The 23,213-nt window shown below is 43.6% G+C and carries 20 protein-coding genes; 3 read left to right on the forward strand and 17 right to left on the reverse strand.

Annotation, left to right across the window (positions count from 1 at the left end):
- Positions 1–5: 5 nt before the first annotated feature.
- A complete protein-coding gene (locus A8708_RS03340) occupies positions 6–1,574 on the reverse strand; it encodes an RsmB/NOP family class I SAM-dependent RNA methyltransferase (RefSeq protein WP_068662103.1) in 1,569 nt (522 codons plus the stop codon).
- A gap of 185 nt (positions 1,575–1,759) precedes the next feature.
- Here A8708_RS03340 and A8708_RS03345 point away from each other — a divergent pair, with 185 nt between their 5' ends.
- The gene (locus A8708_RS03345; protein WP_068662104.1) at positions 1,760–2,269 is read left to right on the forward strand and encodes a thioredoxin family protein; all 510 of its coding nucleotides are present in this window, start codon (positions 1,760–1,762) and stop codon (positions 2,267–2,269) included.
- Positions 2,270–2,337: 68 nt separating this feature from the next.
- Here A8708_RS03345 and A8708_RS03350 read toward each other — a convergent pair whose 3' ends face one another.
- The 8 genes from A8708_RS03350 to A8708_RS03385 all read right to left on the reverse strand — a co-directional run bounded on the left by A8708_RS03350 (position 2,338) and on the right by A8708_RS03385 (position 10,661).
- Entirely contained in the window at positions 2,338–2,757 is a 420-nt protein-coding gene (locus A8708_RS03350; RefSeq protein WP_068662105.1) for a DUF309 domain-containing protein, read from the reverse strand.
- Positions 2,758–2,760: 3 nt separating this feature from the next.
- Positions 2,761–3,558 carry a GTP pyrophosphokinase gene (locus tag A8708_RS03355; protein WP_068662106.1) on the reverse strand — a complete coding sequence of 266 codons (798 nt, stop codon included), beginning with the start codon at positions 3,556–3,558 and terminating at the stop codon, positions 2,761–2,763.
- Positions 3,559–3,584: 26 nt separating this feature from the next.
- Positions 3,585–4,682 (reverse strand): quinone-dependent dihydroorotate dehydrogenase, encoded by a 1,098-nt coding sequence (locus tag A8708_RS03360; RefSeq protein WP_068662107.1) that lies wholly within the window; start codon positions 4,680–4,682, stop codon positions 3,585–3,587.
- 154 nt (positions 4,683–4,836) lie between these two features.
- Entirely contained in the window at positions 4,837–5,670 is an 834-nt protein-coding gene (locus A8708_RS03365; protein ID WP_068662108.1) for a PRD domain-containing protein, read from the reverse strand.
- 197 nt (positions 5,671–5,867) lie between these two features.
- Positions 5,868–7,286: a PTS transporter subunit EIIC gene (locus A8708_RS03370; RefSeq protein WP_068662176.1), complete on the reverse strand. Its 1,419-nt coding sequence runs from the start codon at positions 7,284–7,286 to the stop codon at positions 5,868–5,870.
- A gap of 146 nt (positions 7,287–7,432) precedes the next feature.
- Positions 7,433–8,272, reverse strand: coding sequence for a carbohydrate ABC transporter permease (locus A8708_RS03375; RefSeq protein ID WP_068662109.1), 840 nt, complete (start codon positions 8,270–8,272; stop codon positions 7,433–7,435).
- A gap of 39 nt (positions 8,273–8,311) precedes the next feature.
- Positions 8,312–9,217 (reverse strand): carbohydrate ABC transporter permease, encoded by a 906-nt coding sequence (locus tag A8708_RS03380; protein ID WP_068662110.1) that lies wholly within the window; start codon positions 9,215–9,217, stop codon positions 8,312–8,314.
- An 88-nt stretch (positions 9,218–9,305) separates the two neighbouring features.
- The gene (locus A8708_RS03385; RefSeq protein ID WP_068662111.1) at positions 9,306–10,661 is read right to left on the reverse strand and encodes an ABC transporter substrate-binding protein; all 1,356 of its coding nucleotides are present in this window, start codon (positions 10,659–10,661) and stop codon (positions 9,306–9,308) included.
- 365 nt (positions 10,662–11,026) lie between these two features.
- Between A8708_RS03385 and A8708_RS36725 the strand changes: the two genes are divergently transcribed.
- Positions 11,027–11,161, forward strand: coding sequence for a hypothetical protein (locus tag A8708_RS36725; protein WP_275667862.1), 135 nt, complete (start codon positions 11,027–11,029; stop codon positions 11,159–11,161).
- A gap of 151 nt (positions 11,162–11,312) precedes the next feature.
- Here A8708_RS36725 and A8708_RS03390 read toward each other — a convergent pair whose 3' ends face one another.
- The 7 genes from A8708_RS03390 to A8708_RS03420 all read right to left on the reverse strand — a co-directional run bounded on the left by A8708_RS03390 (position 11,313) and on the right by A8708_RS03420 (position 20,673).
- Positions 11,313–12,851, reverse strand: a complete 1,539-nt coding sequence (locus A8708_RS03390; RefSeq protein WP_068662112.1) for a L,D-transpeptidase family protein — start codon at positions 12,849–12,851, stop codon at positions 11,313–11,315.
- Positions 12,852–12,981: 130 nt separating this feature from the next.
- Positions 12,982–14,592 (reverse strand): NHL domain-containing protein, encoded by a 1,611-nt coding sequence (locus A8708_RS03395; RefSeq protein WP_082927243.1) that lies wholly within the window; start codon positions 14,590–14,592, stop codon positions 12,982–12,984.
- 45 nt (positions 14,593–14,637) lie between these two features.
- Positions 14,638–16,512 (reverse strand): FecR family protein, encoded by a 1,875-nt coding sequence (locus A8708_RS03400; protein WP_157264525.1) that lies wholly within the window; start codon positions 16,510–16,512, stop codon positions 14,638–14,640.
- A 27-nt stretch (positions 16,513–16,539) separates the two neighbouring features.
- Positions 16,540–18,393: an adenylate/guanylate cyclase domain-containing protein gene (locus tag A8708_RS03405; protein WP_068662115.1), complete on the reverse strand. Its 1,854-nt coding sequence runs from the start codon at positions 18,391–18,393 to the stop codon at positions 16,540–16,542.
- A gap of 168 nt (positions 18,394–18,561) precedes the next feature.
- A complete protein-coding gene (locus A8708_RS03410; RefSeq protein WP_068662116.1) occupies positions 18,562–18,795 on the reverse strand; it encodes a ferredoxin in 234 nt (77 codons plus the stop codon).
- Between the two features lie 67 nt (positions 18,796–18,862).
- A complete protein-coding gene (gene mobB, locus A8708_RS03415; protein ID WP_068662117.1) occupies positions 18,863–19,366 on the reverse strand; it encodes a molybdopterin-guanine dinucleotide biosynthesis protein B in 504 nt (167 codons plus the stop codon).
- A gap of 5 nt (positions 19,367–19,371) precedes the next feature.
- On the reverse strand, positions 19,372–20,673 hold the full coding sequence (locus tag A8708_RS03420) for a DNA polymerase IV (protein WP_068662118.1): 1,302 nt from the start codon (positions 20,671–20,673) through the stop codon (positions 19,372–19,374).
- Positions 20,674–20,911: 238 nt separating this feature from the next.
- On the opposite strand from A8708_RS03420, the gene cimA reads away from it, so the two are divergent.
- Positions 20,912–22,531: a citramalate synthase gene (gene cimA, locus A8708_RS03425; protein WP_068662119.1), complete on the forward strand. Its 1,620-nt coding sequence runs from the start codon at positions 20,912–20,914 to the stop codon at positions 22,529–22,531.
- Between the two features lie 54 nt (positions 22,532–22,585).
- On the opposite strand, the gene A8708_RS03430 is transcribed toward cimA, so the two are convergent.
- Positions 22,586–23,122, reverse strand: a complete 537-nt coding sequence (locus A8708_RS03430) for a TlpA family protein disulfide reductase (protein WP_068662120.1) — start codon at positions 23,120–23,122, stop codon at positions 22,586–22,588.
- Positions 23,123–23,213: the final 91 nt, after the last annotated feature.

The raw sequence follows: 23,213 nt of genomic DNA on the forward strand, positions 1-23,213 counted from the left end.
GACCGTTAGGTCCACCTCCAGCCGGGCGGATATTCGTTCTTCAGCATCCCGTCGAGCCATTTGCCCCAGCCGACGGGATGGTCGTCAATGCAGACTAGGCAGTAGCCTTTGGCTGCCTTCGTCTCTTGCGGATCGCGGAGTATTTCGCTCTCCGCGACTTCGAGCGTCTCGCCCTTTAGGTACCGAAGGGCTCGCTCGTCGCTCGAAGCCAAGCTCAACGCTCGCTTGGCTTCGCGCAACCGCAGTCCCATGGCTAGCGCATGGGACGGTTCAAATCGGCCGCGGTGCAGCGCGCCGATGTACCAACCCGGCCGCACGACTTTCAGTCCGTGCAGCTCGGGCAAGCCCGCCGGCGACGCATACGCGTGCTCGCCGTAACAGACAAGCCGCCTCAGGGCGAAAGGCTCGCTGCGCAGCAGCTCACCGGAGAACGCCTCCAGCGGCTCCAAGCTCACCCCCGTGCTAGGCTGCGCCTCAGCACGGCCCTTCCCCCGTGGCGCCTGACGGCCGCTACGCTTCCCAGCTGCCGCCACAAAGTCGGCAGCCCCCGCACTTGCACTCGCACCTGCACTTGCACTCGCACCTGCACTCGCACCTGCACTCGCACTTGCACTCGCACCTGCACCTGCACTCGCGCCAGCACCCAAAACCGCCAAAAAATGCCCCTCACCCCGCAACTTATGCGGCCACAATCTCGCCGTCCCAGCCACAGCATCCTTTGCCCTTGAACTATAACCATCCGCCTCGCACCACGGCTCCCTTAACCAATCCGGACGTCCAGGGCTGAATCCCTCAATCGGCACGACATCAAACGCAGGATGCTTGTCCAAAAACTCCGCGATCTGCGCCTCATTCTCCTCCGGTGAGAAGGTACAGGTCGAGTACACGATCCTTCCCCCAGGGGCCAACATCACCGCTGCTTGCGCTAATAGCTCCCGCTGCATCGCAGCGAATTCCTGAACAGAATGACGCTCCCATTGTCCCATCATTTCCTCTTCTTTACGGAACATGCCTTCACCTGAACAAGGTGCATCAATCAAAATTTTATCAAAATAACCTTGGAAAGCTGACAACATCCGCTCCGGTTTTTCATTCAAAACAACGGCATTTCGCACGCCTAGCAGCTCGAGATTTTTAACCAAGGCTTTAACCCGATCTGAATGGATATCGTTAACAACTAGCACACCTTCACCTTGCAGCTTCGCAGCAATCTGTGTCGATTTCCCGCCTGGGGCTGCGCACAAATCCAGAACCCGCTCCCCTGGTTTTACCTCAAGCAATTCCACCGGTGCCATCGCACTCGGCTCTTGGATATAGTAAAGTCCAGCATGATAATACGGGTGCTTACCTGGCCGTTCACCTTCTTGATAATAGAAACCATCTGGCACCCAAGGTATTGCCGTCAATTGAAATGGACTCTTCTCTATGAATTCAGCCCGCTCCACCTTGCCAGTATTGACTCGTAATCCATAAACTCGCGGCTCGTCATAAGATGCGAGAAACTGCTCAAACTCCTCTTCACCCAATAAATCAATCATTTTCTCCCTAAAAAGGGGTGGTAGCTGCTTCGCCATTCGTCATCTTCGCTTTCTATATAAAATCCCATATGATCAGACATTCTGTTATTTCTATGAACGGTGTAACGGTATTATAGCTGAGTTGTCACGAAACAGCCAATATTTTTACGAAATCCTACAGGATATGCTATACTTTTTATAGAAGATAGTAGAAAGTTCACATTATATAAAGAGGTGCATACATGAAGAAGTTGCTTATTTATTTAGGCATAGTTGTCATTTTATTCGGTGGGTTATACTTTGTTAATCAGCAATCTACCAAATCCTCGGATAAAGCGAATGCAGGTAATCCATATGGTGTTGCCGCATCCAAGCTCAATCCAGAGACGGTGAAACAATTAAACGATCCGAACTACCAGAACTTAATTTTACCAGCAGATTTAGATGCAAGATTAAAGAACAAAGAAACCTTCTTCCAGTACTATTATGCGTCAACTTGCCCACATTGCAAAGTAACGACGCCAGTTCTAGTTCCGATCCAGAAAGAGCTTAATCTTGATGTCAAACAATTCAATTTGGAAGAGTTCAAGGATGGTTGGAACAAGTACAAGATCGAATCCACACCTACTTTAGTTTATTACAAAAACGGCGTAGAAGTAGATCGCATTGTTGGCGGAGTTCCTGAAGCTGGATCTACAGTCGGCAATACACCTGAAGTGTTCAAAGCCTTTTTCAATAAGTATAAAGGTTAATGCCATTAATCAATTCACTTACAAAAGGACTTCTTCACCATCGGTGAGAAGTCCTTTCTCATTACTCATTACTCATGCTCACTACTTGTAGGTGGATCTGACCTCAAAATATTCAGAAGATCTTCCAACTCTTGATCCAGAACCTTAATGTCCAAATCATATGGAAGAAACAGTTCGTCTTTTAAATTCAAAAGCTTCGCCAGATAAACCTCGCTATCCTTCACTAATAAACCAAGATCGATGCCTAACGTATGATCCGGATACGGAGCCAACTTGTCTAACCCTGCACTAAAAAGTTTAATAGAACCGTTCGGATTGCCATTCCCATGATGATAAAGGCCTACTGCAATTTGCAGCAGACCTTGGTATAACGGATTTCGGCCTTCTTCCAACCAAAGCTCCTCCATCACTTCATGACATTCGAAATAATCTCGCTGATCGTTCCAATAATACAGAAAAGCGACATACAATCGGTCATATTCGCTCATGGATTAGTTATTATCTCCTTTTTTGGCTCTAGAAATGGCAGCCTCGATATCGGCAGATAAATCACTGAGTCCTTCTTCAGTTTCCCAGATCTCATTGAAACGTAATTGAAATTGTGCGGCTTCTCTTACACGATGATAGAAATATAGTTCTTGGATATTGCTCAGCACACGGTTAACTAGATTGGAATTATCTTCGAACATCCGTTGGGAAGCCATAATCTCGCCGCGAATACTCGACATCTCCTGATCTAGCAGATAGGCCGCCTCTGCCGCTTTACTCAAACGTGCCCGAACCTCACTAGGTAATTGTTCTTTATATTTATAATTCAAGGAATGCTCGATCGTCGCCCAGAAGTTCATGGCCAGGGTCCGAATTTGCACTTCTGCTAATATTTTCTTCATACCCAGAGCTGTTTGAACGGGATACTCAATGATAATATGAAAACTGCGATAACCGCTTGGCTTTTTATTCGTAATATAATCTTTCTCATACACTACATTCATATCTTGTCTACTGCGGATAAGTTCAGCAAGCACTTCTGTATCTTCCACGAATTGGCACATAATGCGAATGCCCGCGATATCTTCAATGCCAGACTCTAACTGATCCATTGGTACGCTCAAACGCTTTGCTTTCTCTAACACGCTTGATATTTTTTTGACACGTCCCGTTACAAATTCAATTGGTGCATACTCTTCACGACTTTTGAGCTCTCCACGTAATGTTTTGAACTTTACTTTCAACTCTTCTACTGCTTGCTCATATGGCAGTAAAAATTTCTTCCAGTCTCGTCCATCCATCCATGTATCCTCCATCCTGAATGAAACTAGTGCGAATCTACGCCTATTGCCTGGGAAATATGTGTGAATCCATCCCTCTTTAACAGTTCTTGCAGACCTTTGTTTATCTGGCCTAACAAGCCCGGTCCCTCGTAGATTATTGCTGTATATACTTCAACAAGGCTTGCTCCTGCTCGGATTTTGTCGTACGCATCCTGCGCAGTGAAAATCCCCCCAGCCCCAATAATCGGCAACTTGCCTTCCGTCAATTGATACACACGTCGAATCACATCTGTTGAACGCTTTGTAAGTGGCAAACCACTAAGTCCGCCAGCTTGTTCGCGATTCGCATGTCGTAAACCTTCTCTACTGAGCGTTGTATTGGTAGCGATGATACCCGATATTCCGCTTTCCTTAATGATTTGAACAGTAAGAACTAGTTCATCATCCGATAAATCTGGTGCTATCTTGACAAGTACCGGTTTCGCGGCACCGCCGTGCTTCTTATGTTGGACTTGCATCTCATCACGAACTGTAGACAACAATCGCTTCAAATCATCGCCATGTTGTAAATTACGCAAATCAGGTGTATTTGGTGAGCTTATGTTAACAACAAAGAAGTCTCCATATGTATATAACGCTTCGATACAAGCACGGTAATCTTCTTCGGCCTGCTCGTTCGGCGTAGATTTATTTTTACCAATGTTTACGGCAACTGGAATTGCTCGCTTTCCTGTCTTCTTCAGGTTGTCTGCCATCTCAGCAGTACCTACATTATTGAAACCCATTCGATTAATAAGTGCTTTGTCTTCTGGTAAACGGAACAAACGAGGAAGCTCATTACCTGGTTGTGGCTTGGGTGTAATCGTACCTACTTCCATAAAGCCAAAACCCATTTGAGAGAATCCTTTGACCGCTTTCGCATTTTTATCCAACCCTGCTGCAAGTCCGACTGGGTTGCCAAAGTGTAATCCCCATAACTCTTGCGTTAATTGCGGAGATACAGGGACCCCATACATGAATTTAAGCAATTGCTTGCTCCCTGGTACATTCCCAACAGCACCAAGGCCGTCGATGATCAAATGATGCGCCTTCTCCGGATCCATTCGGAACAAAACGGGCTTGGCTATTTTCTTATAAAGCATGTCCTATGCACTCCGTTCTCTAAGTACTCTAACAGTCAGTTTAGCTGACAATGTAGAAATATGCAATCCACCGCAGACCTTAAAACGTCTATTCACACAAAAAATCCCTGCTCCACAAAGGTTGCAAGGGAATACTCGAGCTTATTTATTTCACCTAAACTTCTGTACGTTGCAGCAAGCGCTCCAAATGCATCGTCAAGTAACCAGTCTCATCGTCCGGTACTTCTAATTGCAGTGAATCACTCAATAATAACGATAATACTTTTGCCTTCACGTAGGTATCGCCGTATTCTTCCTTAATTTTGGAAAGGAGTGAATTTTGAAGAGTTTTCTTTGACTTAACCCGTTCAATGACACCTTTTAAATGGGAGATGAAACGAAGGGTCGAGAACGAATCATCGAAATTAAAGCCAAGTTCCTTCGCAGATTCGATCGTTTGTGAAACCACTCTGACAACCGCAAGAGAATCGGATGCTTGCTCCTTCTTACGGGCACTATTGAAATGCATCGTCAAGAAAGCAACCTCATCCTCCGGTAATTTCACATCCAGATGTTCATTCAAGAACTCAACAGCCTTCTTAGCCACTTTATATTCCTCAGGGTACATGTAGCCAATTTCGTAGGCAAAAGGGTTCGTGATAAAGATTCCGCGCTTCTGTCTCTCCACTGCAAAGTTAATATGATCAACAAGCGATGCATGGATTGTTTCAGAGAAATCGCCTTCCAGCATGCTTTGTGCGTAGGCAATCACTTCTTCGGTGATTCCGATAATTTTCACGTCGACTGCATTTAGGATTTGTTCATAGTTTTTCAATACTTCTGATGTGTGTAGAAGGAACTCTTGCGTGATTTCACCTTCACTAATCATCATGCCTGGTGTTTTCTTGAATCCAATCCCCTTACCGAATGCAATGGAATTTTTGCCTGAACTTAAATGCGCCATTACCACGTTATGGGATAGCACATGTATGATCGTCCGTTCAATCATAAGACACCTCCCTATTTATGTTTTCGGGGTCCCCGCAAAGTAATGTCTAAACTCTTATCGAAGCAATTCGACGTAGTATGACAGCTTTGAATGGTAAGCTTAGACGCAGATTGAGCTAAAGCTCAATGCGGACGGGAATAGCTTTTGAAGGCATACGTCACTTTGTGGGGTATATTTAGGCTTGTCCTGATTATTTCTCATTTTGTACCTAGCAAAGGTTTGATGCTTTCACGAATTTGTTCCGACTCTGTCCCAAAAACAACGTGAACATTTCCTTTTCCTAACCGAATGACACCAATCGCACCCAATTCCTTTAGCTCGTTATCTTGCACAAGTACGTCATCTTTAACCAGAAGACGCAACCGCGTAATACAAGCATCAATGGAAATAATATTTGAAGCTCCGCCGATATGTTTAAGCACTTGTGTTGGTCGATCAGCCTTAGAAGGTTTTTCATCAACCGCTTCAATCTCAACACGTTGCTCCATGTCATCCTTACTTGATGCTTTCATCGGAAAGAAGTGTAGATACGCTCGGAAGGTTATAAAATATATCATAAAATACACGGCGCCAATGAGTATGATCCAATAGGGATTCGTCGCCAAGTGCCAATTCAGTACAAAATCAATAAAACCTGCAGAGAAACCAAAGCCCATTTTCACTTGAAGTATATTCATGACGAGCATCGAGAAGCCCGCAAGCAGAGCATGAATGACGTAAAGACCAGGTGCTACGAACATAAATGCAAATTCAATCGGCTCTGTGATACCTGTCAGGAAACTTGTCAATGCAGCTGTTAGCATCACGGGGGCTACAAATTTCCTTGTAGATGATGAAGTACTTCGTACGACAGCAAGTGCTGCTGCTGGAAGCCCAAACATAATAACAGGATAGAAACCTGTCATGAACATCCCTGCTGTAGGATCGCCTGCGAAGAACCGAGAAATATCCCCATGTACCATTTTGCCTGCTGGCGTTACGAAATCCCCTATTTGAAACCAAGCGATGTTATTAATCACGTGATGCAGACCTGTTGGAATGAGCAAACGATTCATGACACCATAAATGAATACTCCGATGTTCCCATTATCAACAACCCATAAACCTATTTCACTGATTCCTCGCTGAACAGGTGGCCAGATGAGCCCAACTACTACACCAAGAAAAACCATAACCAAGGATGTCACAAGTGGAACAAATCTTTTACCACCGAAGAATCCAAGCGACTTTGGCAGTTGAATATGACTAAATCGATTGAAGAACGTAGCAGATAGCATTCCTACCATCATCCCACCAAGCACGCCAGTATCCAAAGGCTCCGAACTGCCTGAAACCATCTGGAAATGTTTAAGAACGTTATCAAAGACCAAATAGCCAACAGCAGCCGCTAAAGCAGCAATGCCTTCTCCCGAAGTTAATCCGATCGCAATACCGATTGCGAATATAAGTGGCAAATTATCAAAAATTGCACTTCCACCTAGCTCAAAAATTTGAGCCACATGAACAAGGAATGGATCATTAAAAGACATTTTACCAATTCGAAGAAGAATGGATGCTGCCGGCAGCACCGCAATAGGGATCATTAGCGATCTCCCCATCTTCTGAAATGCATACATTACACTCATCAGATTCACCTATAGCCCACAAGTTTGGCCGTTCCTTGTTTGCTTTTACCTATCCCCATTATAGTAGAAAGAACACCCTCCCGAAAGGATAAATTCCTCTAGGTTAAGGTGTTTTTTCTATGCATTTCCATATACCGTTATTTCACAGCTCCAGCTGTAATCCCGCTTGCAATCTGGCGTTGATATATCATATATACGATCAATGTCGGCAATGTCGTGATCAGCAATCCTGCGAATAATGGACCCCATTCTACCCGATATTGCATCTCTGCCTGCATAACAGCGAGACCAATTGGAAGCGTGTACTTCGTCGGCTCATTCGTAAGAACGACCCCAAGGAAGTATTCATTCCAGTTATTCAACATGTTCGTAATCATAACCGTAATCAGACCTGGCTGTGACAATGGTAACATAACGCGGAAGAACGTGCCATAGTGAGAAGTTCCATCAATAATTGCAGCTTCTTCAATTTCTTTGGGCAGTGATTTGTAGAACCCAACGAGCAAGAAGATCCCGAATGGCAAGTTGAGTGCCGCATAGACGAGGATAAGCCCCAGCCAAGTATTAATGAGGTGCAAATCATTCAATAGAAAGAACAAAGGAATCAATGCAAGTGCGAACGGAATCATCATCGAGGAGATGTATATCGTAAAGAGAATTTTATTCCCTTTAAAATCATATCTCGCCAGAATATATGCCGTCATTGCTGCTAAGATCATACCCAGTAGCGTACTTCCTACCGTCACCACGATAGAGTTGAGGAAGTAGGTGCTGAAGTTGTATTTACTCCACACATACGAGAAGTTTGACCATAGCAATGGGAATTTAGGCAATGCCCATGGAGCATTTAAGAAAAATTGTTCATTATTTTTGAGCGCATCGAGCAACGTCCATACCAATGGATAGAGCACCGCAACACTCCATATGATTAGAATGATCCACACTAACATTTTCGCTAATGGATTTTTGACAGTCATAACATGGTTCCCTCCTTCAGTATCTTGGTCTATGATGACTTAGTGCATTTCGATGGTTTCTTGGCGCATGATACGTTGCAAGATCAGTGTCGTAATGAGTGACACGATAAGAATCATGACACCAATGGCCGCTCCATAACCGAAATGATACTGTTGAAAAGCCATCCGATACAGATAAGAACCCATAACTTGCGTTGTATTATCTGGTTGTCCCCCGTTGGTCATTAATTGAACAATAACGAAGGAACCGTTAAGCGTTGTAATTACAATATTAACGATGGAAACCTTAATCTGCTCCCAGATGAGCGGCATGGTAATATGGCGGAATTGCGCCCCTTGACCAGCTCCGTCTATATTAGCTGCCTCATAATAAGAAGCAGGAATATTCACGATTGCAGCAATCATTAGGATCATATAGAAGCCGATGCCCGCCCATATGGTAGGTGGCAGAAGCATCCAGATCGTATGCTGAGGAAATCCCAGCCAAGTAATATCTACCTTTTTCTCTGTAAAAAGTGACAAGAAAGCATTCAAGAATCCGATTTGCGGATTGTAAATGAAATTCCAAAGTACGCCGATAACAACGACTGAAATGACATTCGGGATAAAGAAGATCGCTCGGAAGAAACTGGAACCCTTCAGGTTAAATCTTGTTAACGCCACGGCGAAGAACGTCGCCAGAATCATAATTCCAATGACTTTACCGACAACTAGAAAATAGTCATTCCCAATGGCTCTAAGTACAATCGGATCTTTAAATAGTTCAACGAAGTTGTCAAAACCAATAAACTCGCTATTTTCAGACATCCCTGACCAATCATAGAAAGACTTCTGTAAGGCTTGTATAACGGGATAAATCGTAAATACGCAGAAGAAAAGAAAAGTCGGAATGATGAATGAAGCGATGAACAAATTCCGTTTCATTTTTTTCGAGTTGGTCTTCATTCTATCGTCACCGTCCTATCATTAAAATGGCGGAGAACGCCATAGGCAGCTTAGCCCTTGAAGTTCTCCGCACTGCTTCATTCAGTTCCTATTTCTTTTGTTTGGCTACAACATCAGATACACGAGTTACCCATTGTTCAGGTGTAATTGTGCCGATTGTCAGAGCAACTGTTGCATCTTGCATCGCCTTGTCTACGTCAGCAGCGAAAGAAACGGTTGGTACAACGATAGTGTCAGGGGAAGACAAGAACTTCGCAGCATCCTTTACGAAGTTAGGAGCTTTGGAAGATGAGATGTCACCCTTAACATTGGAAGGAGCACCACTTAGCTCAGCCCATTGAGAAGCTTGTGTCTTAGAGAACACGAATTGCATAAATGCTTTTGCTGCTTCTTTATTTTTCGCTTTTTTCGCAATTCCGAAAGTAGAAGTGGACGTGTTAGCTACAACTTTTCCACCTTTGTCTTGTGTGATGGATGGAATGAAGCCGAAGTCGAAACCACCAGGAACGTCTTTCGCCATTTCGTTAGGCAACCATAGACCGTTCGGGATAAAGGCATCTTTGTGTTGAAGGAACAAGGATTGGGAATCCGTGTGGTTGATTTGTACGGATGCTTTGTCGATGTAGCCTTTGTCACGCATTTGAACGATTTTGTTCAGACCTTTGATGATTGCTGGGTTTTTCCAAGCTTCAAGATTGTTTGTGGACATATCTTGCAGCAATTTGTAATCATTGTTGTTTGCAGATACGATCGCTGGAAGCAATACGCCGCCGTTGATGTAGTACGGATATTTGCCAGTGTGAATGAATGGATTAATGCCAGCGCCTTTAATTTTCTCACTTACAGCCAAGAACTCTTCGAAGTCTTTCGGCTCAGCCCAACCTTTGTCTTTGAAAAGAGCTTTGTCATAGAAAATCCCCCATGAGCTCATTACGAAAGGAATATTGTACGTTTTGCCGTCAAATTGTTGTGGCTTCTGTGCAAGCAAATCAATGATTTTCTCGCCATCCACGTTTTTAGCGTCTTTGATCCAGTCCGTCAAGTCTTCGAGTTGTCCGTCTGTCACCATTTGACGATCGAACAATTCAGGTCCATCGATGTATACGAAATCAGGTGGGTTACCAGCGATCCAACGGGGTTTCATTTGCTCGTTGATTTTTGGTCCCGCACTTTCCTTAATTTTCAAATCAGGGTTTTTCGCTTGGAAATCAGCAATAACTTTTTTCCACCATTTGTCGCCGTAGCCGCCAACAAAGTATTGGATTTCGAAATCACCAGTAAGTTTAGTTGAACCTGCTGCAGTAGGTGCCGCGGAAGCTGCCGTTGTCGGAGCAACAGATGCTGCTGGTTTTGTAGTTTCTGCTGGCGTGGATTTACCGCAACCTGCAGCTACGAGTGCCATTGACGTTGCCAAACCAATTGTTGACCATTTTTTCATGTTCATGTGATCATCTTCTCCCTTTTTTAATTCATCTACTTATTTATTGGTGAAGCGTGTACCCGGGTAGTTTAACTCTTGTTCGTTTGCGCGATCAACCCCTTTCATGCTTGGAAATTGGCAAAAGAAAAAGGGCATAGTTATAGAAGAAAACTTGCATTCCTTCTAATAACTAATGCCCTTGCGGTAACATGTTATTAAAACTGACATATTCAATTAGTTCAAGCGTTCTATGTGACTAAATCTTACAATAAAATGACATGAACGTCAATACTCTTTTTGAGACCACTCATAATTCTTATTCATTGTATGCGCATTCTTATGATATGATAGAATCATCTCGTTTAATCCTAATGGAAAAGGTGATTCTTATGGCCAAACGCAAACCAGTGACCGCTTCGCGCAGACAGAAAAACGAAATTAATTTGAAAGCGATTTACTGGACAGGATCGGTTTTCTTAGTAGTTATCATACTTATGACTTTACTGCTCATTTTGAACAAATGATTCATTTAAAGTGATTGAAAACTTCACATTTCGAATTGTAATCGCTTTCTATATGATTGTCAAGGAAAAACTTGCAGCAATTACATATGTCAAATTATTATCCCTTAAACCAAAAAAGGAGAGGCAAGCATACACTTGCACCTCCTTTTTTTCAATCCAGCCATTTATATTTCTTATTCGGATTGTTATCCTTCGTCTCCAGAGGCAAACCGATTGCTTGTTGAGGTATTCCACCACCAGCACCCATACCTTCACCCGTTACAGAGGGAGGTAACACTCCTTTCCCAATTGTCACTTTCGTTTGCCCGGGAACCATGTTATATAACTCTTCCACATCCTTCTGCAACATACGAACACATCCATGCGACTCGTCCTTGCCTACGCTCGAAGGCTTATTCGTCCCATGTATGGCATAGAGTGTATCTGACAATGTCATTCCGCGGCTGCCGAACTCCCCATTCGATCTACCATTCGGATTCCGCACTTTTTCACTGATTATAAAATCCCCTTCCGGTGTTTTATTCCCACCAAGACCTACCGGATATCGCCTCAGAATGAAATCTCCACTCACAACCGCCAACTGATGCTGTTCGGTATCAATAACAATCCTAAGCGGCTCTTTAAACGGATCTGGCGAGGCATTAGACTGAGAGCTGCTTGCTGCAAGCACCTTCTCTTCGTTCAATTGCTGAGTGTGTTCAGCAGTGGTCCCTCCCGTTACATTCGGCACCTTCGGTGCTTTTCCACTTGAAAGTTCAGCCACCTTTTGCAACGCAGCAGGGAATGCCTCTTTCATTTGTGGCGTAAGCCCTGGCAACAGATTATCTGGATATGGCATCGTCAATTGCTGGGGAATATCCGGTAAACCACCAGTTTTGCTTTGGTATGCCTGTATTGCACTTTGCAAAATAATCGCTTCTTCGCGATCATGCATCCAAGCTTGAATGATAGGCACTAGCTTTGAGCTATCTACCACCTCACAAGCGCATATTTGTGCCTGATAATACTTTAATACAGCTTGATTCCCCACTGTCCCTGTATGCTCAACGCTAAGCAAGGGACTGACGGATCGATACCATTCTTTCCATTGGCCATCTTTACTAGGGGGGGCATCCATAATCACAGATTCCCCTGTCCTTCTAACAGGAGGTTGTAGGATTTGTTGCAGCTTTTTCCCCCAATCCCCATCAGAGAAATACAATTTTAATCCGGGATTATCCACCTGAATCTCTGTATGCGTCCCAACCGCACCTCCAGCTACTGGTTGCTCCGCTGAATCGAACATACGTTCCAACCCATCTGATTTAGCAAGATCCATCCCAGCAGGAAGCAACAGTAGAATGAACATCATTAGATATGGTAGCCATTTCCGCCTTCTACGTGATTGGGATTGGCGAGCTTCGACCGCTGCTGCTTCTTTTAACAACTTCGGATTCGTCAAGTTAAGAGGCAAAGGCTCTTCCAATACTATTTTTTGTTGCTCAAATGCTTCATATATTTCCCCGGCCTGTGCAAAACAGTACGCCGCCTTACCCGCTTTCCCCTGAGCCGTGTACTCTCTGCCTAGTAAATACCACGCCATTTTGTGATCGGGATGCTCTTTAACATATTTCTTGAGATACAGAGGATCCTCGATCGGATTATGTTGGAAGAATTTTGTCACCTGATCCCTTTGATTATTCGATTTCAAGCTCTCAGTCCCCCAGTCCGATTTCCACTATTCTCCGTTTTTATCGGCAATCGAGGCACAAAGTTGAAGTCCCAATAAAAAAAGACTTGGTCAGGGAACACCCCTGCCAAGCCTCACTTTACTTATTTGTCTATTTCACGCGTAAAATTGCCGTTTGAACCTCTGCCTGCCACTGCACATCCAACCCAATCTGTTCAGCGAAGAAACGGACAGGCACGTAAGTACGATCTTGCTTCACATAAGGCGCTACATCTGTCTCCACTTTCAAATCTGGCAGGCCTGCTTGCATACGTGTGATCCCCGATTCACCAATGGTTAACTCTACCGTCAGGTCACCTTTGGAGAGCTGTACGACTGATTTACCAGCCCGTTCGACATAAGTCACTTTATAGCCAAAAGTTTCACTAATCGCACGTACCGGCACCATTGTACGCCCATCTTGAATTTCAGGTTGCGCATCGAAGGAAATAAGTTTGTTACCGCTGACTACCTTCACTTGTCCATCATTTGAAACCGTCTCAGGCAATTGATACGGTGTAATTTTGCGGATTTTGTTATTGGATGCATCAGCTACAACTAGATTACCTTGTGTTGACACCAGTACGTCTGACGAATTATAGAATGCTGCGGATTGCTCAACACCATCTGCCTCACCGGTTTGAGGCGTACCTGCTATCGTAGTTACTTGACCATTTAATAAATAACGCACGGAATGATTCAGACTATCCGCGATGAGTAAGCCACCCTCCGAGGTCACTGTCAAACCTTTAGGGAAGTCGAACTTCGCTTTTAATGCTTCTCCATCCGCATAATCACCACCTGCATATAACTCGTTCTTCCCATAGATCGCAGAAGCACTAACAGTTGGTGTAGATCCAGCTACCGTCGATACTTTGCCAGCATCCAAATCTATATAACGGATACGCTGATTTCCTGTATCACTGACGTATAGATTGCCTTTGCCATCCAGAGCTAGTCCGGAAGGTTCATTAAATGTCGCCGTAGAGAGGCTTCCATCGTGATATTCTCCAGCAAATGAAGCCTCACCTGGACGAACCTGGATAACCCGCGTAGTAGCCGCCGTAAGCGTTGTAACGCGACCATCTCCTGCGATTTTACGAATAGTATGATTGAGCGAGTCAGCCACATAGAGAGTGCCATCAGCGCTAGCCGCAATATCACTTGGATGATTGAAAGTAGCTTCTGAACCGTTGCCGTCTTTGTTACCAGGAATCCCATTTCCTGCAACTGTAGAGACAATCCCATTTACGTCGATTTTGCGAATAGCATGATTGCCAGCATCCGCCACGTAGACATTCCCTTTCGCATCCAGAGCTAGACCCATCGGCTCGTTAAAGAAAGCTTCAGACGCCTTCCCATCAAGGAGACCGCCGGTCGGGAAGCCTTGTGCATTTTTTACAACAGCAAGAGCAGGACCCGCAAAAGTGGTTACTTGACCATCTTTCAATTTGCGAATCACATGGTTGCGCGTATCCGCGATGAGAATACTTCCGTCAGCGAGTTGAAGCACACTTCCCGGTGAACGGAAGGCTGCCTGCAAGGCAGCGCCATCTGTATCTTCGAATTCACCAATACCTGCAAGAGTCGAAACGTCGGATAGAATTTGCCCTGTGCCCGACTTCAAACCGTCCGCATCTAAGCCAGCAGCCAAAGCAGACGTGCCTCCGATTAATGTGGCTGCAATTACGCCTGAAAATAAGATATGTTTTAAGGGTTTCATTGGAATCTCCTTTAATTCAACTGGTAAACTTAATGAGTTCGAATACTACGCTGGTGGAAAATCGATATTTGGCATAGGTGTCCCAGTGCCCACTGACTTCGATGGAATATTTGTTATTGGAACACTAATATTTTCGACTTCACCATTAGTCTGCTTGCGAACAATTACAATTTTACCAACAGTTATCGTTGTTGCCCCATAAGTTTCCATTGGAATACTTACTAGCCTTTTCGTTCCTGTAACTGAGTTATTGGGCACACTCCCAAAATTGGTCACTGCATATACAAGTTCGTTCTGTGGGCCTTGCGATTCATAGGCTCTGATATAATCAGCACTTGTAAGTGGATTAGTAAATATTGTTGAATTGGCAGTAAACGGTACCTCAGAATGATAATTATAATGAGCATTGAAACCATACAGTAAATGGATTTCTACTCCATAGATGCCCTTACCATAGCTATCGATGAAATCAGTCATATTGATATTGAGATTAAAGCGTGTATATGAAGGACCTTCTACATTCGGATTTGGCTCAACGACTGTATCCACAACTTCCATACTGACAACTGGTGTTGGTGCTGGTGCTGGCGTGCTGGTGTCTTCATCACCACCGTTATTGTTACCTGTACCTGGTTGCGTTGTAGTATCTTTCTTCGAATCAGCAGCGGCATTAAATTTATCTAACTCATCCTTAGTCATACCAGCTTTCAACTGCGCTGCCGCCTCAGCCTTTGCCTTCGCTTCTGCAGCTAGCTTCGCTTCAGCAATTTTCTTCTTCTCATCCTCTAGCTTTTTCAGAGCATCTGCAAGCTTCTGCTTAGCAGCAGCTTCTGCCTTTTCCTTCTCAAGCTTACTCTTTAACTTTGCTTCCTCAAGCTTTTTAAGTTCTTCTTGCTTTTTCTTCTCTAATTCAGGATCAACACCTGCTGTTTTATCCAACGGCTTCACCTTAGATAGATCAAGCTTCTTATCAGTTGAATCGATTTTTTTATTGACCTCAGCAATAATTAAGTCAACCGTTTTTTGATCGAGCTTACTGCTCGCAATAGCTTGCTTAGCAACGTTACCAATGAGATTATCTAAGTTTTGTTTTACTTTGTCGAGGTCAGACTGATTTGTAATACTCAAAGAATTTTTATCATTCGTAGACGTGCCATCTGTAATTTCTTTTTGCTTTTTCGCAATGAACTCATCGTTTTCTTTATCTATTTCTGCTTTATTAAGGATTAATTCTTTAATAATTTCTGGTGAAGCATTTTTAATGAAATCCTCTAGGTCGAAGAACTCCACTTTCAAGTCCAGATCATTGGTTTCTCCTCTAGAATCCAAAGAAATTTCTTGCGTTGGGTTCACGTAGGTAATGGTTGTGGTTTGTGTCTCTTCAGAGCTGGACGTTACAGTGGAAGCAGATACTCTACCTGAGCCTACAGCCATTTTGGTTTTACCAGAAACAGGATCAACGGAAACGAAGAATTGCGTTCCGCGTACACCCATTACCGCAGTTGGCGTTTCAACCTCAAACTCATCATCTGCACCAGCCAATGATTTAACTTTGACCCACATGGAACCGGCCCAAACTTTCAGCTTGGACTTCTTATTCCCGTTAGCAGAATTGAGATCAGATACATTAAGTTCGGCGTTGTCACCTAATGTAACATCAGCATCGCCACTAGCTAAGTTAAGTGTTACCGAAGAGCCAGCCCCTGTATAAACGGTATCTCCTTGGTTTAAGCTCATATTTTCATAAGCGTCATACGTTTTCGAACCGCCGCCTTTTTTAATCGTGACGTCACCAGACAAAGCCGAAATAATGGCTACCCGGACCGTCTTTGCATCCACTGGTTTTACCAACAACACAGAAACTAAACTAAACACTAAGCTAAAACTTAATAACACTGATATAAATGATTTCTTGGTCATTCCCACTCCGCATGCCTCCCAGCAATTTTATTTCTTTATATGGCCAATAACTTCATAAACTGCAACCGGTTTTTCTTTCCCTTTTACTTTAATTTCACCGATGGACTCGATCTCAAAAAGACCTTTGACACGCTCATAAGTCTGCTCACTAATCAAAATTTGCCCTGGCTTCGCATTAGATTCTAATCGTGCTGATAAGTTAACGGTGTCTCCAATGGCTGTATAATCCAACCGCAGATCTTCAGAACCGATATTACCAACAACCGCAGGACCACTATTGATACCTAATCCGAATTTCACACCGATGCCATAATTCTTAATTAGTTTCTGTTCTAGAATATCCGCTTGAGACTTCATCTCAATCGCAGCGCGAACAGCCATTTCAGGATGATTCTCATACTCAATCGGTGCGCCAAACATCGCCATAACGCCATCACCAATGAATTTATCTAACGTACCATTAAACTTAAAGATAGCTTTCGTACAGACATCTAGATATTCATTTAACACTTGAATGACCTGTTCCGGCTCTAGTCGTTCCGACATCGGTGTAAATCCACGAATATCAACAAATATTAATGAAATGTCCTTGCGACTTCCGCCAAGCTTTACATCTTCACCGGACTGCAGCAGCTCGTCTACAACGGTTTTGGAAACGAATCGCCCGAATATACCAGTAACCCGATTCCGTTCTTTGCGTTCTTCTAAGTAATGGCTGACTAGCGACCATACATAGATCGTTACTAGTGCAAATTGTGGATACACCAGCGGTAAGAATGTAGAACCGATACTATAGAATCCTAGCCACACTATGCCATATGCAACGAAAATTCCTAGGAAAATGAACAAGGCCGTCTTCCCATTGAATTTTTCGAATAAAAATATAGCTAACAAAGATATTAACAAAATAATAGCAATTCCAGCTGATTTCGATACATCTTTGAAGAATACACTCTCTAGTAACGTTTGAATCATATTGGCATGAATTTCAATCCCGAACATTTTAACCGAGGAGATTGGTGTTGGGTATTCATCCTGCATGGCCGTAACAAATGGACCCACCAGTACAATGCTGCCCTTTAGTGGCAGTGGTTTTGTACTATTCAGTACATCAACAAAGGATAGCAACTCATAACCTGTCGTCGCATCAACCTTTTGTCGAGGCTGTGTGAAGAACTCTGTCGTCACTTGATTTCTATCATTCGTTGGTAAGACTACGTTACCACGCTTCCATTCTCCAGTTGCTCCATCACGCTTTACCTTTTCATTGTCATCCAAAACAAAATTTGCGAGCGCGACACTGAATGCAGGTATGTACGTACCTTTCTCATCAGGCAAACCGACAGGCAGTTTACGTGCTTTGCCATCCTTATCAACAAATACATTGATATGGGCCATTTGGTCTCTTTTGGTTGTTAGGGTTGAGGAGGGATAATCAATTCTCTCAGGAACTAGTTCGCCTGCTGACTGTTGTTTGGAGGGATAATTAATCTGTACGGGCAAAATAATATTGGAATACTTCGCTAGCACATCAGCTAACGCTTTATCATCTGCTGGATTCTTCGATGGCTCAGCAAGCACAACGTCAATCCCAATAGCCGCTGCACCCGACTGTTCTAACTTCTCTATTACTTGTGCATATGTACTTCGATCCCACGGAAACTTTCCGATGGCAGATAGGGATTTCTCATCGATTTTAACAATCTTAATCCGATCATCCGGCTGACGCTCATCCAACGACTTTGCACCACGCAAAGTATCTTGGAGAGGGCCTTCTACAAAATAAAATAAACCACTAGAGTTCACCGTGTAGAAATATGTCGAAAACACCATCAACAAGAGTCCTACTACTAAAGTCTTAATCCATTTCTTCTTACCCATATAATCCTCCCCGAGTTTACTCCTTTCATTGTAAGATGCTAACTGTGAATTGGCAATAAATTGTTACAAATTTCCCATCATTTCATCAAAAAAAGAGCCCGTTCCCTCTCAGGAAACGAGCTCTTTCGACATTATGCGGTATTCCACAAAATGATTTTGAAATTATGATTAGCTAAAAGGTGAATCCGCAACTTTAATGGAGTCTGTTGGGCAGCCATCTTGAGCATCTTGTAGATCATCAAAAAGATCATCAGGAATTTCAGTAACCCCTTTGTTCCCATCGCCTTCAAAAATCACTTCTGCCAAACCTTCATCATCGTAATCATAGATATCTGGAGCTGTAGCTCCGCAAGCGCCGCAAGCGATGCACGTATCTTTATCAACAAATGTATACTTAGCCATGTTTTCTACTCCTCCTCTAATTATCCTCATTGTAAAATATAATATAAATACGGACAAAGTTCAAACCTTAAAATTGACAATTCACGAAAAACTGCTCAATGAAGTCTGCAATTCCGCGGATATCGTTCAAATTTAATCGCGGAAGCGCCAAATCATCATCTACATTTGTGAGATCAGTTGCAACCGCAATTAAGCTTGGAGCCAATCCTTTTAATAATTCCTTTTGTTCTATTGTACGATAAACACCTATTTTTGGATGCTTTTCCTTCTTGAACCCTTCAATAAAAATATAATCAAGATGGTCATACGCTGCTAATTGTTCTTCCAGACAGGGAGACTCCATCTTCTCATAGACATGTAAGGCATTCGGAGAAATAGTAACCACAACGTCGGCATCCCTCTCGACAAAAACGGTGGAATCAGCGCCTTGCACTTCCTTATAGTGTCCATGGGCATCGTGTTTCATTACCCCAATTCGATGGCCGCGATATTTCATTTCAACGAGAAGCCTAGCTATCAATGTTGTTTTCCCGCTATCGGAATATCCCGCGAATCCTAAGCAATAAGCCATGCTCCTCACTCTCCTAAGTCTTTATGAAGAGGATTATTTCGCAAATGATCCATTTGCAAGGACGTTCCTCTTACCTTGTGATTTCGAATTAAGGCAGATGGATCGTCACTCATCATTCCCGCAGTAAGAATGACACCTTCCCCGAATTTATCACGGAGTCCATCCATGACTTTATTAAGATTCTCCCTGCGCGGCTGTTTCTCGTAATCGAATAAATCCAACTGAACGTAGGATTCTTCCTTCGCAATCAGATTCTGCAGCGTGATGCCGAGGAGCCGAACAGGATTACCATCTTCCCACTGATGATCATACAATTGACAGGATGTTCGATAAATATCATCCATATGCTCAGTCGGCGTCGGCAAGGTAAGAGAACGGGTAATGGTCCTCATTTCAGGATCGCGAATTGTAATCTGAATCGTCGAAGTCATGAGTTCCTGTTTACGAAGCCTTCTCGCTACTTGATCCGCTAAATTAAGCAGGACGCGATGAATCTCAATGCGGTCCGTATAATCACGCGGCAGAGTCGTCGTGTGCCCGATAGACTTACTCTGCTCCTGCTCAGGATTCACAACCGAGGTATCAATCCCATTAGCTGATCGCTTCAAATGGGCCCCCATGACACCGAAATGTTTACTTAACAGTGTCTCATCCGCAATTGCCAACTGACCCAATGTAAAGATCCCAAGCCTGGTTAGTTTCTCTGCTGTTTTTTTCCCAATTCCATATAAATGCTGACACGGCTTATCCCAGAACACGTTCGGTACATCTCGAAGCCGCAAAACCGTAATCCCATTCGGCTTCTTCATATCAGAGCCCATTTTAGCTAGCAACTTATTCGGTGCAACCCCAATAGAACATGGTAAATTCAACTCTTGCATAATTCTCTTTTGAATACTATTTGCGATCTCTAGTGGCGTTCCAAACTGTTTGGATCCTGTGATATCTACAAAACATTCATCAATAGACATAGATTCTACCATTGGTGAATATCCATAGACTATCTGCATAAACCGACGAGAGAAATTTCGATAGAGATCAAAGTCAGGTTTGATTAAAATAAGGTCAGGACAAATTTTTAGCGCTTGCCTAACTTGCATGCCTGTCTTGATCCCTATTTTGCGCGCTGCATATGATGAAGTAACGATGATCCCTTTGCGCAGCTCAACACTCCCAGCGACAGCAAGAGGCTTCCCTTTATACACATCAGGTTCTACAGCTTCATGAACCGAACAATAGAAGGCATTCATATCAATATGTAAAATGACTCTGCCTTGCTTGGGATAATGATGTTCAACAGACACCATATTCATTACCTCCCAGGATAATTGATTCAGAATTCAGAGCCGTCTACTCGAGTGAAACATAACCAACCTGAGATGTCAAAAAAATAATCTTTCAAGGCATCACGATTTTACGTTATGATGTCTTTAGCTCTACATTTATGTTATAATCGTAAATTATACATTAGCGCTTTAAAGCAAGCGAAACTACTCACATATCGATGCACCAAAGTTACTTTGCTAGCTTTTGAAGGAGGAACCTATGCCAACATCAGTCAAAATCTTCGATACCACCCTACGAGACGGAACCCAAGGAGAAGGTATCTCCCTATCCGTAGAGGATAAAATCAAAATTGCCCGCAAGCTCGATGAGCTCGGGGTTCATTATATTGAAGGCGGATGGCCGGGCAGTAACAGCAAAGACATTGAATTCTTTGAACGCGCACGCACGATGACTTTCACCAACGCCAAAATTACAGCATTCGGAAGCACAAGACGGAAAGATTCGATTGCCGCAGACGACATTAATCTGAATAGACTCGTAGAATCCGGCGCGCAAGTCGCAACGATTTTCGGTAAGTCATGGGATTTCCATGTAACGACAGCGATTCAAACGACACTTGAAGAAAACTTGAATATGATCTATGACTCCGTACTCTTTTTGAAAAGCAGCGGCATGGAAGTTATTTACGATGCCGAGCATTTCTTCGATGGCTACAAGAATAATCCTTCCTATGCGCTGCAAACCATTAAGAAAGCTCAAGACGCAGGCGCAGATTGGATTACCCTTTGCGATACGAACGGTGGCTCATTGCCTAATGAGATCACCGCAATCGTAACAACAGTTACAGGGCACGTTTCTACGCCAATCGGCATTCACGCTCACAATGATTGTGAACTAGGTGTTGCCAACTCTTTAGCTGCCGTACAAGCTGGCGCTAGACAAGTCCAAGGGACGATCAATGGCTACGGAGAGCGCTGCGGAAATGCTAACCTCAGTTCAATTATCCCTAATTTACAATTGAAACTAGGTTATGACGTTATCACGGCGGATCAACTGAAATCATTAACATCTGTTTCCAGATATATTAGTGAGATCGCGAACATGCATATGCCGGTTAACCAACCTTATGTTGGCAACGCAGCATTTGCACACAAAGGCGGCATTCACGTTTCTGCTATTCTCAAGGATGCCAGCACATATGAGCATACGAAACCCGAATACGTTGGCAATAAACAACGCGTACTTGTTTCCGAACTTGCTGGCCAAAGCAATGTGTTGGTCAAAGCCCAAGAGCTTAATCTTGATTTCAACAAAGAGCATCAGAAAACCAAAGAAATCATCGAGAAGATTAAAGACATGGAACATCAAGGCTATCAATTCGAAGGTGCAGACGCTACGCTTGAACTTCTGCTGCGCGAAGCTTTTGAAGGACTAGAAGAAATTTTCACTTTAGAATCCTTTAAAATGCTTGTCGAGAAAACAGCGAATCATGCCGTTGTCTCCGAAGCCATTGTCAAGGTGAAAGTCCATGGTGAAACTATCTATACCGCGGCCGAAGGTAATGGTCCAGTTAATGCCCTTGACAATGCCTTACGGAAAGCTCTCGTTCAGTACTATCCGGACATTAAGAATGTTCATCTTTCTGATTATAAAGTGCGCGTACTGGACGAGAAAGATGCAACAGCCGGTAAAGTTCGCGTGCTTATGGAATCCACTGATTTCAACACAACATGGAACACACTGGGTGTATCCAGCAACATTATTGAAGCTAGTTGGTATGCACTTGTTGACAGCTTACGTTATGCCCTCATCTCCAGAAAACGCGTGGAGCCTGTTAACAAAGAGCAACAAGAGCGATTAGGCTTAGTAAATCATTAGTTAGCATACGAAAAAGCTGCAAGAGCACCCATTGCTCTCTTGCAGCTTTTTTGGTCAGCCTTCTTTTAGAAGGTTCGCCATCTTCTTGTCGAGTTCCTTCGGGGAAAGCACATGGATAATTTCCCTGATTACGCCATTTTTATCGATAAGAAAACTCGTAGGAATGGCAATAACGTTATAGGTATCGGCATTCGCCCCCTGTTTATCAAGCAGTACAGGAAACGGAAACTGATAAGTATCCACGAACTTTTTAATATTGTCCATTTTATCCCCCGGCGTCACATTTACCGCATAAAGATCAAACTTACCCTCATATTTCTTATACAAATTCACCAGATCAGGCGCTTCCTCTTCACAAGGACCACACCAGGATGCCCAGAAGTTCACAAACATCGGCTTTTCACGAGGCCCGCCAACTGAATAGTCCTTCCCATCCAACCCTTGCAGTGTAAACGAAGGCGCTAAGAAATTCACTTTTGCCGCTTGCTCGCTCGGCATGAGGGTTTGTTTATCTTCATTTCGCACATTTTGATAAATCGCAAAGCCCGCCAGCAGAACGACGAAAGCAATTACGATGAGATTCTTCTTCACAGTATCAACCTCCACTCTCTCTATATTATCTCCAAAGCAGCGAAAATTCCAACATCGCATTCCTGAAGTATGCTTTCATCCTATTTGGGAA

Source organism: Paenibacillus oryzisoli, assembly GCF_001653565.1.
Taxonomy (GTDB): domain Bacteria; phylum Bacillota; class Bacilli; order Paenibacillales; family NBRC-103111; genus Paenibacillus_E; species Paenibacillus_E oryzisoli.

What these genes read in the sequence shown, in the direction of transcription:
- A8708_RS03340 (WP_068662103.1), bottom strand. Translation starts at nt 1,574, where the DNA reads ATGGCGAAGCAGCTACCACCCCTTTTTAGGGAGAAAATGATTGATTTA.
- A8708_RS03345 (WP_068662104.1), top strand. Translation starts at nt 1,760, where the DNA reads ATGAAGAAGTTGCTTATTTATTTAGGCATAGTTGTCATTTTATTCGGT.
- A8708_RS03350 (WP_068662105.1), bottom strand. Translation starts at nt 2,757, where the DNA reads ATGAGCGAATATGACCGATTGTATGTCGCTTTTCTGTATTATTGGAAC.
- A8708_RS03355 (WP_068662106.1), bottom strand. Translation starts at nt 3,558, where the DNA reads ATGGATGGACGAGACTGGAAGAAATTTTTACTGCCATATGAGCAAGCA.
- A8708_RS03360 (WP_068662107.1), bottom strand. Translation starts at nt 4,682, where the DNA reads ATGCTTTATAAGAAAATAGCCAAGCCCGTTTTGTTCCGAATGGATCCG.
- A8708_RS03365 (WP_068662108.1), bottom strand. Translation starts at nt 5,670, where the DNA reads ATGATTGAACGGACGATCATACATGTGCTATCCCATAACGTGGTAATG.
- A8708_RS03370 (WP_068662176.1), bottom strand. Translation starts at nt 7,286, where the DNA reads ATGTATGCATTTCAGAAGATGGGGAGATCGCTAATGATCCCTATTGCG.
- A8708_RS03375 (WP_068662109.1), bottom strand. Translation starts at nt 8,272, where the DNA reads ATGACTGTCAAAAATCCATTAGCGAAAATGTTAGTGTGGATCATTCTA.
- A8708_RS03380 (WP_068662110.1), bottom strand. Translation starts at nt 9,217, where the DNA reads ATGAAGACCAACTCGAAAAAAATGAAACGGAATTTGTTCATCGCTTCA.
- A8708_RS03385 (WP_068662111.1), bottom strand. Translation starts at nt 10,661, where the DNA reads ATGAACATGAAAAAATGGTCAACAATTGGTTTGGCAACGTCAATGGCA.
- A8708_RS36725 (WP_275667862.1), top strand. Translation starts at nt 11,027, where the DNA reads ATGGCCAAACGCAAACCAGTGACCGCTTCGCGCAGACAGAAAAACGAA.
- A8708_RS03395 (WP_082927243.1), bottom strand. Translation starts at nt 14,592, where the DNA reads ATGAAACCCTTAAAACATATCTTATTTTCAGGCGTAATTGCAGCCACA.
- A8708_RS03400 (WP_157264525.1), bottom strand. Translation starts at nt 16,512, where the DNA reads ATGACCAAGAAATCATTTATATCAGTGTTATTAAGTTTTAGCTTAGTG.
- A8708_RS03405 (WP_068662115.1), bottom strand. Translation starts at nt 18,393, where the DNA reads ATGGGTAAGAAGAAATGGATTAAGACTTTAGTAGTAGGACTCTTGTTG.
- A8708_RS03410 (WP_068662116.1), bottom strand. Translation starts at nt 18,795, where the DNA reads ATGGCTAAGTATACATTTGTTGATAAAGATACGTGCATCGCTTGCGGC.
- mobB (WP_068662117.1), bottom strand. Translation starts at nt 19,366, where the DNA reads ATGGCTTATTGCTTAGGATTCGCGGGATATTCCGATAGCGGGAAAACA.
- A8708_RS03420 (WP_068662118.1), bottom strand. Translation starts at nt 20,673, where the DNA reads ATGGTGTCTGTTGAACATCATTATCCCAAGCAAGGCAGAGTCATTTTA.
- cimA (WP_068662119.1), top strand. Translation starts at nt 20,912, where the DNA reads ATGCCAACATCAGTCAAAATCTTCGATACCACCCTACGAGACGGAACC.